Origin of the sequence: Tropicibacter naphthalenivorans, assembly GCF_900176475.1 — a bacterium.
Lineage (GTDB): Bacteria > Pseudomonadota > Alphaproteobacteria > Rhodobacterales > Rhodobacteraceae > Tropicibacter > Tropicibacter naphthalenivorans.
Genome location: NZ_FWXX01000002.1, coordinates 700,970 through 715,816, shown reverse-complemented (window position 1 = coordinate 715,816; position 14,847 = coordinate 700,970). Strand labels below are relative to the sequence as shown.

The following is a 14,847-nucleotide window of genomic DNA, read 5'->3' as shown; positions in this document are numbered from 1 at the left end:
CAAGACATGCGCGAGGAGACACCCCATGGACAATTTCGGCAAGAGCCAGTCGGTCACACGAGTTGAAGATCAGCGGTTTCTGACCGGGCAGGGCCGCTATATGGAGGACATCTTTCCCCAGGATGCGCTGCGGGCCTATGTCTTTCGCTCGCCCGTCGCCCATGCGCGGATCATCAGCCTCGGGCTGGAGGACGCCCGCGCCGCCGATGGCGTGCACGGCATTTTCACCGCGCAGGACATGCTGGACGACGGGATCAAGACCGACATGTGGGCGGTGACCGTGGACAACCGCGACGGCACCAAGGGCGCGGCCCCCAAGCGCCCGGTCCTCGCCGAAGGCGTGGTGCGTTTCGTCGGTGAGGCCATCGCCGTGATCGTCGCCGAGACACTGCAACAGGCGCGCGACGCCGCCGAGCTGATCGACTTTGACTACGAAGAGCTGCCCGTCAGCCTTGCGCTGGAAATGGGCGAGACCACCATCCACCCCGAAGCCCCCGGCAACCGCGCCTTTGATTTCGGCCTCGGCGACGAGGCGGCGACCGAAGCGGCGTTCAAAACCGCGGCCAAGACCGTCACCCTGCAAGTGGATGACAACCGCATCATCGCCAACTCGATGGAGCCGCGCGGCTGCTTTGCCGAGTATAAGGACGACCGCCTGCACCTGACCTTTGGCGGGCAGGGCGTCTGGGTGATGAAACGCGAACTGTCCCGCGCCTTTGGTCTGCCGCCAGAGGCGATCCACACGGTCAACCCCGACGTGGGCGGCGGCTTTGGGATGAAGGGGATGATCTACCCCGAGTATTTCTTTGTCCCCTATGCGGCGAAAAAGCTGGGCCGCCCGGTGGCTTGGATGTCCGACCGCACCGAAGCGATGCTGACCGACAACGGCGGGCGCGATCTGACCACGACTGCCGAGCTGGCCTTTGACGAGAGCAACAAGATCACCGCCTACCGGGTGCACAACCGCTGTAACCTTGGGGCGTATAACTCGCAGTTCGGCCAGCCGATCCAGTCGAACCTGTTCGCGCGGGTGCTGACCGGGACCTATGACATCCAGACGGCCTATCTGCGCACCGAAGGGTTCTACACCAACACCTGCCAGACCGACGCTTATCGCGGGGCAGGCCGCCCCGAGGCGATCTATGTGCTGGAACGGATCATGGACCGCGCCGCGCGCGAGCTGGGCGTTGACCCGCTAGAGCTGCGGCGCATCAACTTTATCAAAGATTTTCCGTATAAGACCGTGGTGGGAGAGACCTATGACGTGGGCGATTTCCCCCGGGTGATGGCCCATGGCGCGGATTTGGCCGATATGACGGGCTTTGCCGCGCGCAAAGCGGCGTCCGAGGCGGCGGGAAAACTGCGCGGCTTGGGCATTTGTTATTATATCGAGTCTATCCTCGGCGCACCGAACGAAGACGTTAAGGTCGAATTCACCGAAGGAGGCGGCGCGCTGATCTACGTGGGCACCCAGTCGAACGGCCAAGGGCACGAAACCGTGTTCCGCCAGTTCCTGTCCGACCAGACCGGCATTCCCGCCGAGCTGATCGAGGTGGTGCAGGGCGATTCTGACCGCATCGCCTCGGGCGGGGGAACGGGCGGGTCGCGCTCTGTCACCGTGCAGACCAACGTGACGCTGCAAGCGGTGGCCGAGATGAAGCAGGGCTTTGCCGAGTTCCTCGCCGATGAAATGGGCGTCGCGGCGTCCGAGATCAGCTTTGACGACGAGCGCTTTCGCGCCGAGGGGTCGAACCTGTCCCCCACCATGATCGAAGCAGCACAGATGGCGCGCGAGGCAGGCCGCGAGGATCTGCTGACGTGGCAGGCAACGGCGACCTTGCCGGGGCGCAGCTATCCCAACGGCTGCCACGTGGCCGAGGTGGAAATTGACCCGGACACGGGTGTCGCGCGGGTGGATCGCTTTAACGTGGTCGACGATTTCGGCAATCTGATCAACCCGATGCTGGCGCAGGGGCAGGTCCACGGCGGCGTTGTCCAGGGCATCGGTCAAGCGATGAGCGAACGGGTTGTCTATGACGAGGATGGCCAGCTTTTGACCGCGACCTTCATGGATTACGCCATGCCGCGGGCGCTGGACGTGCCGATGATCGGTTTTGACACCGAGCCGGTGCCGTCGACCGCCAACCCCATGGGGATGAAAGGCTGCGGCGAGGCGGGGACCGTGGGCGCCATGGCCGCCGTGTCGAACGCGGTGCAGGACGCGCTGTGGGATCGCGGCATCCGGCAGGTGGACATGCCGTTCACCCCGATGCGTATGTGGGACATGTTGAGGGATGGATCAAAGATCGCGGCTGAGTGATACGGTTCTCGGGTGGGTCCGGCGGCGCTTTGCCTCGGGCCACTCGGCCTATTCTGCGCGCCGTGGTCCGATGGATCACGTCATCATCCTGGATGGCACCATGTCGACGCTCCGCGAGGGCTGGGAAACCAACGCGGGTCTGACCTATCGCCTGCTCAAAGAGGGCGGGCGCGTGTCGCTGTACTACGAGGCCGGCGTCCAGTGGAGCGATTGGCGCGACACGCCGGGGGTTGCCACTGGGCGCGGCATTAACCGGCAAATCCGTAGGGCTTACGGGTACTTGGCCTCGCGCTATCGGCCCGGTGACCGGATTTTCCTGCTGGGCTACTCGCGCGGGGGGTATGCGGTGCGGTCCTTGGCGGGGATCATTGACCGCGTGGGCCTTTTGCGCGCCGATTGCGCCACCGAGCGCAATATTCGTCAGGCGTACAGGCTGTATCAGTTTCAGTCCGGCGCTGGCATGGACCGGGTGTTCCACGATGCCTATTGCCACGCGGGCGTGCAGATCGAGATGGTCGGCGTCTGGGACACGGTCAAGGCGCTGGGCCTGCGCTTGCCGATCCTGTGGCGGCTGTCCGAGGCGCAGCATGGCTTTCACTCGCACGAGCTGGGGCCGTCGATCAAGGCGGGCTTTCACGCGCTGGCGCTGGACGAGACGCGCAACGCCTATGCGCCGGTGCTGTGGTCCTGTCCGCCGGGCTGGCAAGGCCACGTCGAGCAGGTCTGGTTTCGTGGCACCCACGCCGATGTGGGCGGGCAGTTGGGCGAGTTTCAGGCCGGGCGGCCGCTGTCGAACATCCCGCTGGTCTGGATGGTTGAACGGCTGGAGGAACGCGGCGTGGCCTTGCCGGACGGATGGCGGCTGCGGTTTCCCTGCGATCCGGATGCGCCCTCGGTGGGGCTGTGGACCGGGATCGCCAAGCTGTTTGTGCTGCGCAGGCCGCGTGTGGTCGGAGCGGACCCGTCCGAGCGGCTGCACGACAGCGTTGCGGTGCGCAGGCAGATCACGCCGAAAGTGGCTGTTAAGGGCTAGTCAAGAATTTTTACTCACGAAGCCTTGAGCGGGGTTTAAACTGTGTCTTTCGCGCCTATCTCTTGTTCAGGTCGCGGGGACGGAACCCCCGCGAGACCTTCACTGTCCCTCGTTCCGTAACTTGCGCCCGGGTGTCACTCGGGCGCTTTTTCTTTGTGGGAAAGGCGGATAGGCTCAGCCCATGCGCTATTCCGACTCTGATATCAAAACGATCCTGCAACGCACCAAGGTGGTGGCAGTGGTGGGGGTGTCGCTGAACCCTGTGCGCCCCAGCTATTACGTGGCGCGGTATTTGTCGCTCAAGGGGTTCACGGTGATCCCGGTCAATCCCGGCGCTGCGGGGAAGATGCTGTTCGGCCAAGAGGTGCGGGCCAGTTTGGCCGATTGCCCCAAAGACGTGGATATGGTGGATATCTTTCGCCGGTCCGAGCATGTACCGCCCATCGTCGATGAGGCCCTGGAGGTGTTTCCGGCGCTGAAAACGATCTGGATGCAGATCGGGGTGAGCCATCCCGAAGCGGCGGCCAAGGCGCATGAGGCGGGCGTGGATGTGATCCAGAACCTGTGCCCCAAGATCGAGTATCAACGCCTGTTCGGCGAGTTGCGCATGGGCGGGTTCAACACCGGTGTGATTTCGTCCAAGCTGTGACGGCAGACGGCGCTGTTTGCCTGCGGCAAAGGCGCCCCGCCCACCGTCCCGTGATTTGGCGCGTTACTTTGGGCGAGAGGCTTTCTCGGCGAGGCCCGATTGCGACTGGCGCGAGGCCAGCACATCCATCACTTGCGCCACGCTGACGCCGCGCGCGCGCAGCATCACCAGCAGGTGGAACAGCACGTCGGCGGCTTCGGAGGCGAGCTTTTCCGGGTCGTTCTTGACCGCTTCGATGATCGCCTCGACCGCCTCTTCGCCGAACTTTTCGGCGCATTTTTCCGGCCCCTTGGCCAGCAGCTTCGCGGTCCAGCTTTCGTCGGGCGAGGCGGAGGCGCGGGCGGCGACGATCTGTTCAAGCTCTTCGAGGGTCATCCCTGTGGTCCTTAAAGGCGGCTGTCTTGCGTCAGGATACGCTCGACCAGCGTGAAAATCTGCCGTTCCATCGGGGTGCCCAGCACCTGCGCGCGGTCCAGCGGGGTAAAGACGGGGGCGGCTTCGCTGCGGTCTTCGGCGCTCCAGTCGACCAGCTGCGGCCCGTCGCCGTCGATGCCGATGCGAAAGCCCCAGCGTTCATCGGGCCCGGCGCCTTCGGACCAGTCGCCGATGTAAAGCCGCAGCAGGGGCAGGTGCCCCGGCGCGTCCAGCGTCACGCCCACGGTGTACCACCCGGCGGAGTAATCGCCCGAGGTCAGGTAGCCGGTCACAACCGTGGTCGGCTTGCCGCAGCAGTTGCACTGCGTCTGTTCGACCTCGCCCTCTTGGACGGTCACGTCTGCCCCGTCGCTCCTCACAGCCGGACGGGGACGCCTGCGGCGGCCATGTGTTCCTTGGCCTCTTGGATCGTGTAGGTGCCAAAGTGAAAGATCGAGGCCGCGAGCACGGCGGAGGCATGCCCTTCGGTGACGCCTTCGACGAGGTGGTCCAGCGTGCCGACGCCGCCAGAGGCGATCACCGGGATGTCCACCGCATCGGCGATGGCGCGGGTCATGGGCAGGTTGAAGCCCGCCTTGGTGCCGTCGCGGTCCATCGAGGTCAGCAGGATTTCCCCCGCGCCCTTTTCCGCGATCATGCTGGCGAATTCCACCGCGTCGATGCCCGTGGGCTTGCGCCCGCCGTGGGTGAACAGCTCCCACTTGCCGGGCGAGACGGTCTTGGCGTCGATGGCGCAGACGATGCACTGGCTGCCGAACTGGTCGGCGGCCTCGGCCACCACGTCGGGGTTCGCCACCGCTGCCGAGTTGAAAGAGACCTTGTCCGCACCCGCGAGCAGGAGGGCGCGCACATCGGCCACCGTGCGGACACCGCCGCCCACGGTCAGGGGGATAAAGCACTGTTCCGCCGTGCGGGTCACCATGTCGTACATGGTCCCGCGGTTTTCATGCGTGGCGTGAATGTCGAGGAAACATATCTCGTCGGCACCTGCGGCGTCATAGGCGCGCGCCGCGTCCACGGGATCGCCCGCGTCGATCAGATCGACGAAGTTCACGCCTTTGACCACGCGGCCGTCGGCCACATCGAGGCAGGGGATGATACGTGTCTTGAGCATAGGTCTCCCGGTATCGCGATTCTGTGCGTTGGGGAAGGGGCAGAGCGCGGCTCGGGCCTGCGCGCGCCCGGTGACGGTGGCTTGCGGGTAACAGTGCGGACAGGCTCAGGCGGCCTTGGACTGGGCGGCTTTCAACCGCGCCAGACGTTCGCTGGCCAAAGGCGTCTCGTTCTTGTCCAAGAGGGATTCGATTGCGGCGTGAAAGGCCAGCGGCATCTGTTCCAGCGAGCGGGCGACGCCTTGGGAATAGGCCTTTTGCAGCTTCACGACATACCACAGAAAGCCCACCGGGTCCTGCGCCATGTGGCGCGCCGCCAGCCGTAGGGTTTGATCAACGTCGGTGTCGGTGATCTCGGGCTCGTCTTCGTCGCTGGTCAGGCGCTCTTCCCATTCCTTGCTGACGAGGATGGCAAGGCATGCCTTTTGCACATAGGTGTCGGGGCGCGTCAGGGCGTTTTGCACGTCGTCCACGCCGGTTGCGCTCTGGTCGATGCAAGCCGTTGCGGCGGCGCAGAAATTTTCAAAGCACCAGTTGATGCCCTCGTAGTTTTCCCAGACATGACGCAGATCCTGGAGCTCGGTGTCGAGCAAGGTCCACAGCTGACCCTCGCCGCCATCGTCGATGGCCCGGATAAAGGGCGCGCAGGTGGTGACCTCCAGCCGCAGCGCCCGCCAGCAGGCTTGGGTCTGCGGGGCAAAGGCGCGCATGTCGTGCTGGGCGGCACGGATATCGTCCAGCGCATCGTTAGAGAGCTGCGAGAGCCGCCGGCCCAGGCGCTCCATCCGGGTGTCATGCTCGTGCGCGTCCTCCGCCAGCAGGCGCATTTCCTCGTCATCGGCAAACAGCGCCTCTGTCTCGGCGTGACGCGCCCGCATCTGCTCGGAGCGCATTTTTTGCTCTGCCCCCAGCGTTTCCAGCGCGTTGAGCTGGATGAGCGATTCAAGCGTGTCGCTGTTGCGCTGGAGCACGTCGAGGATACGGCGATGGGCGGCGCTCAGGGTCTCGACGACCGTGTGGCGCAGCTCGTCCCGCAGCTGCACCGCGCGTTTGCGGCGGGCCATGGCGCGGCTGTTCCAGACAAGGCCCAAGGCCGACAGCACCAGAGCGATGACCGCCCCGACATCAAGGCCGAATTGAAACGGCAGGAAAACGCTCGGGTCCAGCATGGGTTTGATTTTCCAACGAAATTTTTAGGTAGTACAGCAATGGCAGGCAAGGCGGAGGTCCGCTTTGCCTTTTCCGTTCAAGCGCCTGTGGCGCCGGTCTCGGATCAGCCCTTGAGCGTGTCGAGCGCCTGTTTCAGGTCCAGCGCGCCGTCGTACAGCGCCCGGCCAGAGATCGCGCCGTTCAGGGGCGCGCCGCAATCGCGCAGTGCCTTGAGGTCGTCCAGCGACGACACGCCGCCCGAGGCAATCACCGGGATCGTCACGGCGTTGGCCATGGCGGCGGTGTATTCCACGTTCGGGCCTTGCATTGCGCCGTCGCGGTTGATGTCGGTGTAGATGATCGCCGCAACGCCATCGTTTTCAAAGCTTTTCGCCAGTTCCACCGCGTCCACGTCGGTCACCTCGGCCCAGCCTTTGGTGGCAACCTTGCCGTCCTTGGCGTCGATGCCCACGGCGATCTTGCCCGGAAAGGCCTTGGCCGCTTCGCGCACCAGTTCGGGCTTTTCCACCGCAACGGTGCCCAAGATCACGCGGGCGAGCCCCTTGGACAGCCACATCTCGATGGTGGCCATGTCGCGGATGCCGCCGCCCAGCTGCGCCGGGGTCTGGGTCTGCTTGAGGATCGCCTCGACGGCGGCGGCGTTGACCGGCTCACCGGCGAAAGCGCCGTTCAGGTCGACGAGGTGCAGCCACTCGCAGCCGCTGGCCATGAATTCCAGCGCTTGCGCCGCCGGATCGTCGTTAAAGACCGTAGCCTTGTCCATGTCGCCGCGCAGCAGGCGCACCGCTTTGCCGTCTTTCAGGTCGATTGCCGGATAGAGGATCATATTTCGCCGTCCTTACAAACTCTTGACGCCCTTTAGTATGACGCCACGCTACAATCAAGGCGACCTCGCGTCATGCTTGATCCAAAGCTGACGTTCGCGTCACCATGGGTAAGGCATCTTAGGGAGGAGAAGATGAAGAAACTTGCTATGGCCGCGGCGCTGACGCTGCTGGCGGGGGCGGCGTGGGCCGATCCCATCGAAGGCGTGTGGAAGACCCAGCCCGATGACGGCAAATACGCCCATGTGACGATCAAGCCCTGCGGCAGCGGCTTTTGCGGCACGATCAGCCAGTCGTTCAACGCCGATGGCTCGGTCTTCAAGACGGGCAACACCGGCAAGCGGCTGGTCCATGACATGGTGCCCAAGGGCGGCGGCAAATACGAGGGCAAGGTCTGGCGACCGTCCAACAACAAGATGTACATCGGCAAGATGGACGTGAAGGGCAACACCGCCAAGCTAAAGGGCTGCGTGGCGGGTGGCCTGCTGTGCAGCGGCCAGACCTGGACGCGGGTGAAGTAAGGCGCGCGGTAAGGCGGCAGGCCACTCAGGCCTGCCAACTGCCCCTTAAGGCCGCCATTTCAAGAAGTTACCGATCATCCGCAGACCGGCGTCGGCGCTTTTCTCGGGGTGGAACTGCAGGCCGATCATATTGTCGCGGGCGACAATCGCGGTGACATCGCCGCCGTAATCCACATGGGCGATGCGTTGGGCCGCGTCGCCCATTTCCATCTGGTAGCTATGCACGAAATAGGCGTGCTCGCCGGTTGCGACGCCGTCCAGCACCGGGTGGGCGGTGTCGATCACCAGATCGTTCCAGCCCATATGCGGGATCTTCAGCGACGCGTCCGCCGGTTTGATCTCGCGCACTTCGCCGTCGATCCAGCCGAGACCCTCGACGGTTTCGTACTCGTGCCCCTTGCGGGCCATCAGCTGCATCCCGACGCAAATCCCCATGAAGGGACGGCCCTTGACCTGCACCGCCTCGACCATGGCGTCAAAGCAGCCCGAGGCACGCAAGGCCGCCGCACAGGACGGAAACGCGCCATCGCCGGGCAGCAGAAGATGATCCGCCTTTGCGACCACGTCGGGGTCCGCGGTGACAACCACGTCGCCGCCGCCAACCTCTTTGGCCATGCGCTGAAACGCCTTTTCGGCAGAGTGCAAGTTGCCGCTTTCGTAGTCGATGATCGCCGTCAGCATCGGGCCAACCTTTTGTTATACCTCAGGGAAAAGGGCTCAGAGCGCGCCCTTGGTCGACGGCAGCTTGTCCGCCACGCGGGCGTCGTATTCCACCGCCATGCGCAGCGCGCGGGCCACCGCCTTGAACGCCGCTTCGGCGATGTGGTGGCTGTTGAAGCCGTGCAGCCGGTCGATGTGCAGCGTGATCCCGCCGTGAGTCGAGATCGCCTGAAAGAACTCGCGCACCAGTTCGGTGTCGAAGGTGCCGATCTTGGCCGAGGGAAAATCGACGTTCCACACAAGGAAAGGCCGCGCCGACAGGTCCAGCGCCGCACGCACCTGCGTGTCATCCATGGGCAGGTGGCATTCGCCGTAGCGCCGGATGCCCTTTTTGTCGCCAAGCGCCTCGACCAGCGCTTGCCCGATGGCGATGCCGGTGTCCTCGACGGTGTGGTGATCGTCGATGTGGTAATCGCCCTCGGCGCGGATCGTCATGTCGATCAACGAGTGGCGCGACAGCTGGTCCAGCATGTGGTCGAAAAAGCCCACCCCGGTCTGGTTGTCGTAAACCCCGGTGCCATCAAGGTTAATCGAGACCTCGATCTTGGTTTCCGCAGTGGTGCGGGTGACGGACGCGCGGCGCATGGGCTGTCTCCTGATTTGCTTGGCGCCTTATAAGCGCGAGCGGGGGAGGGTCTCAAGCCCACATACGTGGTGCCCGTTTGAAGGCTGCGATTTTGGATATTTGAAAAGAGAAGAAGAGAAAATGGAGCGGGCGAGGCGATTCGAACGCCCGACCCTAACCTTGGCAAGGTTATGCTCTACCCCTGAGCTACGCCCGCAAACCATTTTCTTCTTGCTTTGGAGCGGTTGCTTGCCTTTGGGTATAGGCGCCGCGCCGAAGCTGACCATCTGGAGCGGGCGAGGCGATTCGAACGCCCGACCCTAACCTTGGCAAGGTTATGCTCTACCCCTGAGCTACGCCCGCTTACCAGTTGGTGAGCGGGGATTTACCGCCCAGTGCCGGGGGGCGCAAGAGGAAAATTGCGCCTTTTTTCGACTTTTTTCAAATTACTGAAATTAAAGGGTTTTTAGGGCTACTCTGCAGCGTGGGTCTGGATCGCGGCGACGGGGTGGTCCGTGTCGCCTTCGGGGCAGGGGGTTTTGGCCAGCGGATTGCCCACCAGACCCGCCTTTGTGGCCATGGCGGCCAGTTCGGAACGATTCTGCGCGCCGGTTTTTTGCTGTACCATGGCCAGCCGCTGGCGCACGGCGGAAAAGGAAATGCCCAAGCTGTGGGCGATCTGTTTGTCCATGTAGCCAAGGCCGACGTAGCGCAGCAGTTCCTTTTGCTTGGGCGTCAGCCCGGCGCGGGTCACGAATTCGGCGTTGTGCAGCTGGCCATAGCGCGTGTGGGCGGCCATGGCGGCCACGTGCAGGGTGTGTGCCTGGGTTTCAATCAGGTGTTCAAAGGTGGCACGGGGGGCGGCGCTGCCAAAGACGATCATCGCCGTTTGATCGGGCGTGTCGCTGGTCAGCGGAATCAGCAGCCCGGCGTTCAGCTGTCGCAGCCCGGTGTTGTCGCCATAGGCGGTGCCCACAAGGCGCGGGCCCAGCGTGGTTGGCCGGACAAAGGGCGCCTCTCTGCGGGCGGGCAGGGTGCTGCGGATATGCGCGCCGTGCTCATCGGCAGAATGGACGTAATCCACCAGCTCCAGTCGCAGCGCCTTGGCCAGCGTCACCAGTCCGGCCCAGACCGCATCGCTGGTGGTGGCCGCGCTCAGCGCTTGCAAATAGGTGCAAAGCGTTTGCGGGAAAAAAGCCTCTGCGCCGATGGGCGGCGTACCGTCTACCTGTTTCATGCCCCGATGGTGCGCTGTGGGGCGGTTGGAGGCCAGTCAGGAATACCTGCCCCCGCGTCACGGGCGCTGTTGGGGGTGCTACTCGCTGGGGTTGAAACGCCACTCGGGCGGGAGAGGATTGGGCACCAGAAGAGCGCGGATTTCCTCGGCCAGCGGGCCTTTGGCGCCATTTAGCAGCACGCGGGTGGTGTAATAGCCGTAGTAGCGGCCATCGACCGCCTGGACGGCCCAATCGGCGATTTGCGAGTGGGAAAAGCGCACCAGATCGCGGATGCGTTTATCGGGCATATGCGCCGGGTGGCCCGCCAGTTGCGCGACAAATCCTTTGCCGTCGCGGCGGATGGTATCGACCCAGATCATTTCGATCCGCTCGGGGGCGGGGACGGGCAGGGCGACTTTCAGAGCAAAGGACGGCGAAAAGCGCCCGTGCCGCTTTTCCATCGCGCCGAGGGCGTCGTTCAGGGTTGCGCGGGCTTGGCCGAACGCCTTTGCCATGGCGTAATCGCTGCTTTGCACGTGGATCACGGGGACTTCGGCGCGCGCAGGCAGGCTGCCGCAGCAGATCAACAGGGCCAAGGCAGCGCCGCGTATCAACAATCAGTCCCCCTATGGATACATTGTCCTCGACGTTAGCCAGCCGGGGGCGTCGCGTCCACCACATGCCGCGCAGGCATCGGATTTTTCACGAGAAAACTGCGGAAACGAAAAAGGCCGCCCCCCGGCAGGGAGCGGCCCAATCGCGCGATGAGTAGGGGTTATTCCAGCTCGATCAGCAGGTCCTTGGCGTCGATCTGGCCACCGGCCTGCACATGCACGGCCTTGATGGTGGCGTCGCGTTCGGCGTGAATCCCGGTTTCCATCTTCATGGCTTCAATGGTCAGCAGCAGATCGCCGGTCTTGACGGTGTCACCGGCCTTGACCGCGATAGAGGCCACCACACCCGGCATCGGCGCGCCGATGTGGTTGGCGTTGCCCAGCTCGGCCTTGGGACGGGCGGCAGAGGAGCTCTTGGCCTTGCGGTCGGGCACGCGGATGGTGCGCGGCTGGCCGTTGAGCTCGAAGAACACGCGCACTTCGCCGTCGTCCTGCGTCTCGCCCACCGCTTGTAGGCGGATTTCCAGCGTCTTGCCGGGGTCGATCTCGGCGGTGATCTCTTCGCCCGCTTCCATCCCGTAAAAGAACGTCCGTGTCGGCAGGGCGCGCACCGGCCCATAGGTTTCGTGCCGCTGGGCGTAGTCAGTGAAAACCTTGGGGTACATCAGGTAGCCGTTCAGGTCTTCGTCGTCGATGGCCGCACCGTCGAGGATCTGGCTGACCTCGGTGCGCTTGTCCTCGATGTCCACGGGGGCGGCGCGCAGGCCGGGACGCTCGGTAAAGGGTTTGTCGTCCTTGAGGATCTTTTTCTGGATCGCCTTGGGCCACCCGCCGGGGGGCTGGCCGAGGCTGCCCTTCATCATGTCGATGACCGAGTCGGGGAAGCTGAGGTCGGTCTTGGGGTCTTCGACCTGATCGCGGGTCAGGCCCTGCGACACCATCATCAGCGCCATGTCACCGACCACCTTCGACGAAGGCGTCACCTTGACGATATCGCCGAACATCTGGTTCACGTCGGCATAGGTCTGGGCGACCTCGTGCCAGCGCTCTTCGAGACCCAAGGACCGCGCCTGCGCCTTGAGGTTGGTGAACTGGCCGCCGGGCATCTCGTGCAGGTACACCTCGGAGGCCGGGGCCTGCATGCTGGATTCGAACGCCGCGTACTGGCCGCGCACCGCTTCCCAATAGTTGGAGATCTCGCGGATCGCGCTCATGTCGAGCCCGGTGTCGCGGTCGGTGTGGCGGAAGGCCTCGACCACAGAGCCCAGCGTCGGCTGAGAGGTGTTGCCCGACAGCGCGTCCATGGCGCAATCGACCGCATCCACGCCAGCGGCAGCGGCGGCCACAATGGTGGAGATCGCAGCACCAGAGGTGTCATGCGTATGGAAGTGGACGGGCAGGCCGACCTCTTCTTTCAGGGCTTTGACCAGCGGACCGGCGGCGGGGGCCTTGAGCAGGCCGGCCATGTCCTTGAGGCCAAGGATATGCGCGCCGGCGGCTTTCAGTTCCTGACCCATGGCGACGTAGTATTTCAGGTCATACTTGGCGCGGTCGGGGTCGAGGATATCGCCGGTGTAGCAGATCGTCCCTTCGAGCACCTTGTTGTTGTCCAGCACCGCGTCCATGGCGACGCGCATGTTCTCGACCCAGTTCAGCGAGTCGAACACGCGGAAGACGTCAACGCCGGTCTCAGCCGCCTGTTTGACAAAGAACTGCACCACGTTGTCGGGGTAGTTGGTGTAGCCCACACCATTCGCCCCGCGCAGCAGCATCTGCGTCATCAGGTTGGGCATCCGGGTGCGCAGATCGCGCAGGCGCTGCCACGGACATTCCTGCAAGAAGCGGTAAGCCACGTCAAAGGTCGCGCCGCCCCAGCATTCCACGCTGAAAAGCTCCGGCAGCTTATGCGCATAGGCCGGGGCCACGGCGATCATATCCGCCGAGCGCATCCGGGTGGCCAGCAAGGACTGGTGGCCGTCACGCATGGTGGTGTCGGTGATCAGCAGCTTGCTCTCGTTCAGCATCCAATCAGCGACCGCCTGCGGGCCTTTATCCTCCAGCAGGGTGCGGGTGCCCGCGGTCGGGGCCTCTGTCGGGACACGCGGGGCGCGCGCCGGTTTCAGATCGGCGGCGGGCTTGGGGCGGCCTGCGACCTCGGGGTGACCGTTCACAGTGATATCCGCGATATAGGTCAGCACCTTGGTGCCGCGGTCACGGCGCTTTTTGAAGTCGAACAGCTCGGGCGTCGTGTCGATGAACTTGGTGGTGTACTGGTTCGTCAAAAAGGTCGGGTGCTTGAGCAGGTTGATGACGAACTCGATGTTGGTGGTCACGCCGCGAATACGGAACTCACGCAGGGCGCGGTCCATGCGGGCGATGGCCTTTTCCGGGGTGGGGGCCTTGGCGGTCACCTTGACCAGAAGCGAGTCGTAATAACGCGTGATCACGCCGCCCGCGTAGGCGGTGCCGCCGTCCAGACGGATGCCCATGCCGGTCGCGCTGCGATAGGCGGTGATGCGGCCATAATCGGGGATAAAGTTGTTGGTCGGGTCCTCGGTGGTGATGCGCGTTTGCAGCGCGTGGCCGTTGAGCTTGACGTCATACTGCGACGCGCGGCCCGTCGCCTCGGCCAGCGATTTCCCTTCGGCGATCAGGATCTGCGCCTGCACGATGTCGATGCCCGTGACCTCTTCGGTGACGGTGTGTTCGACCTGAACGCGCGGGTTCACCTCGATAAAGTAGAACTTGCCCGTTTCCATATCCATCAGGAATTCGACGGTGCCCGCGCATTCATAGTTCACATGGGCGCAGATCTTGCGGCCAAGCTCACAGATTTCCTCGCGCTGGGCTTCGGACAGATAGGGCGCGGGGGCGCGTTCCACGACCTTTTGGTTGCGGCGCTGGACCGAGCAGTCGCGCTCGTACAGGTGATAGATCTGGCCCATCTTGTCGCCAAGGATCTGCACCTCGACGTGGCGGGCGCGGGTGATCATCTTTTCCAGGTAGCCCTCGCCGTTGCCAAAGGCGGCCTCGGCCTCGCGGCGACCTTCGAGCACCTTTTCCTTGAGCTCTTCGGGCTTGGTGATCGGGCGCATCCCGCGGCCGCCGCCGCCCCAAGAGGCCTTGAGCATCAGCGGATAGCCGATGTCGGCGGCCTCGGCGGTGATGGCGTCGAAATCGTCGCCCAGCACTTCGGTGGCGGGGATCACCGGCACACCGGCGGCGATGGCGACCTTGCGAGCGCTGGCCTTGTCACCAAGGGCGCGCATGGTTTCCGCCTTGGGGCCGATAAAGGTGATGCCGTTCTCGGCGCAGGCATCCACGAAGTCGGGGTTCTCCGACAGCAGGCCATAGCCGGGGTGGATCGCATCTGCGCCGGATTCCTTGGCCACACGGATGATCTCTTCGATCGACAGGTAGGCCTGAACTGGGCCAAGACCCTCGCCAATGCGGTAGGCTTCGTCGGCTTTAAAGCGGTGCAGGCCCAGCTTGTCTTCTTCGGCATAGACCGCGACGGTCTTTTTGCCCATCTCGTTGGCGGCCCGCATAATGCGGATGGCGATCTCGCCCCGGTTGGCGATCAGGATTTTCTGAAACTCGGGCATGGGTCGTCCTCTACAAGGCGGCAAAACGCCGGTCGTCTAATTGGTTGGCGTGGATTAATGCG

The 14,847-nt window shown here is 64.0% G+C and carries 14 protein-coding genes and 2 tRNA genes; 4 read left to right on the top strand and 12 right to left on the bottom strand.

Features of this window, described 5'->3' with window-relative positions:
• Positions 1–25 precede the first annotated feature (25 nt).
• The 3 genes from B9A11_RS07675 to B9A11_RS07665 all read left to right on the top strand — a co-directional run bounded on the left by B9A11_RS07675 (position 26) and on the right by B9A11_RS07665 (position 4,002).
• Positions 26–2,320 (top strand): xanthine dehydrogenase family protein molybdopterin-binding subunit, encoded by a 2,295-nt coding sequence (locus B9A11_RS07675; protein WP_058246494.1) that lies wholly within the window; start codon positions 26–28, stop codon positions 2,318–2,320.
• The gene (locus B9A11_RS07670) at positions 2,295–3,353 is read left to right on the top strand and encodes a DUF2235 domain-containing protein (protein ID WP_058247100.1); all 1,059 of its coding nucleotides are present in this window, start codon (positions 2,295–2,297) and stop codon (positions 3,351–3,353) included. The genes B9A11_RS07675 and B9A11_RS07670 overlap by 26 nt, the downstream gene beginning before the upstream one ends.
• 181 nt (positions 3,354–3,534) lie before the next feature.
• Complete coding sequence (locus tag B9A11_RS07665; protein WP_058246495.1) at positions 3,535–4,002, top strand: CoA-binding protein; 468 nt, start codon at positions 3,535–3,537, stop codon at positions 4,000–4,002.
• Between the two features lie 63 nt (positions 4,003–4,065).
• Here B9A11_RS07665 and B9A11_RS07660 read toward each other — a convergent pair whose 3' ends face one another.
• From B9A11_RS07660 to hisA, 5 genes are all read right to left on the bottom strand, one after another.
• A complete protein-coding gene (locus B9A11_RS07660; protein ID WP_058246496.1) occupies positions 4,066–4,377 on the bottom strand; it encodes a phosphoribosyl-ATP diphosphatase in 312 nt (103 codons plus the stop codon).
• An 11-nt stretch (positions 4,378–4,388) separates the two neighbouring features.
• A complete protein-coding gene (locus tag B9A11_RS07655; protein ID WP_058246497.1) occupies positions 4,389–4,775 on the bottom strand; it encodes a hypothetical protein in 387 nt (128 codons plus the stop codon).
• A gap of 17 nt (positions 4,776–4,792) precedes the next feature.
• Entirely contained in the window at positions 4,793–5,551 is a 759-nt protein-coding gene (gene hisF / locus B9A11_RS07650; RefSeq protein ID WP_058246498.1) for an imidazole glycerol phosphate synthase subunit HisF, read from the bottom strand.
• A 105-nt stretch (positions 5,552–5,656) separates the two neighbouring features.
• Positions 5,657–6,718, bottom strand: a complete 1,062-nt coding sequence (locus tag B9A11_RS07645) for a hypothetical protein (protein ID WP_058246499.1) — start codon at positions 6,716–6,718, stop codon at positions 5,657–5,659.
• 104 nt (positions 6,719–6,822) lie between these two features.
• A complete protein-coding gene (gene hisA / locus B9A11_RS07640) occupies positions 6,823–7,545 on the bottom strand; it encodes a 1-(5-phosphoribosyl)-5-[(5-phosphoribosylamino)methylideneamino]imidazole-4-carboxamide isomerase (RefSeq protein ID WP_058246500.1) in 723 nt (240 codons plus the stop codon).
• A 132-nt stretch (positions 7,546–7,677) separates the two neighbouring features.
• On the opposite strand from hisA, the gene B9A11_RS07635 reads away from it, so the two are divergent.
• Positions 7,678–8,064 (top strand): DUF2147 domain-containing protein, encoded by a 387-nt coding sequence (locus B9A11_RS07635; protein ID WP_058246501.1) that lies wholly within the window; start codon positions 7,678–7,680, stop codon positions 8,062–8,064.
• A 45-nt stretch (positions 8,065–8,109) separates the two neighbouring features.
• Here B9A11_RS07635 and hisH read toward each other — a convergent pair whose 3' ends face one another.
• From hisH to B9A11_RS07600, 7 genes are all read right to left on the bottom strand, one after another.
• Positions 8,110–8,745, bottom strand: a complete 636-nt coding sequence (gene hisH / locus B9A11_RS07630; protein ID WP_058246502.1) for an imidazole glycerol phosphate synthase subunit HisH — start codon at positions 8,743–8,745, stop codon at positions 8,110–8,112.
• Positions 8,746–8,781: 36 nt separating this feature from the next.
• On the bottom strand, positions 8,782–9,369 hold the full coding sequence (hisB, locus tag B9A11_RS07625) for an imidazoleglycerol-phosphate dehydratase HisB (RefSeq protein ID WP_058246503.1): 588 nt from the start codon (positions 9,367–9,369) through the stop codon (positions 8,782–8,784).
• A gap of 122 nt (positions 9,370–9,491) precedes the next feature.
• Positions 9,492–9,566, bottom strand: a tRNA-Gly gene (locus B9A11_RS07620).
• Positions 9,567–9,637: 71 nt separating this feature from the next.
• A tRNA-Gly gene (locus B9A11_RS07615) sits at positions 9,638–9,712 on the bottom strand.
• A gap of 109 nt (positions 9,713–9,821) precedes the next feature.
• The gene (locus B9A11_RS07610; RefSeq protein ID WP_058246504.1) at positions 9,822–10,586 is read right to left on the bottom strand and encodes a helix-turn-helix transcriptional regulator; all 765 of its coding nucleotides are present in this window, start codon (positions 10,584–10,586) and stop codon (positions 9,822–9,824) included.
• A gap of 78 nt (positions 10,587–10,664) precedes the next feature.
• Positions 10,665–11,183, bottom strand: coding sequence for a DUF2314 domain-containing protein (locus B9A11_RS07605; protein WP_058246505.1), 519 nt, complete (start codon positions 11,181–11,183; stop codon positions 10,665–10,667).
• Positions 11,184–11,341: 158 nt separating this feature from the next.
• Positions 11,342–14,785 (bottom strand): pyruvate carboxylase, encoded by a 3,444-nt coding sequence (locus B9A11_RS07600; protein WP_058246506.1) that lies wholly within the window; start codon positions 14,783–14,785, stop codon positions 11,342–11,344.
• Between the last annotated feature and the right edge of the window lie 62 nt (positions 14,786–14,847).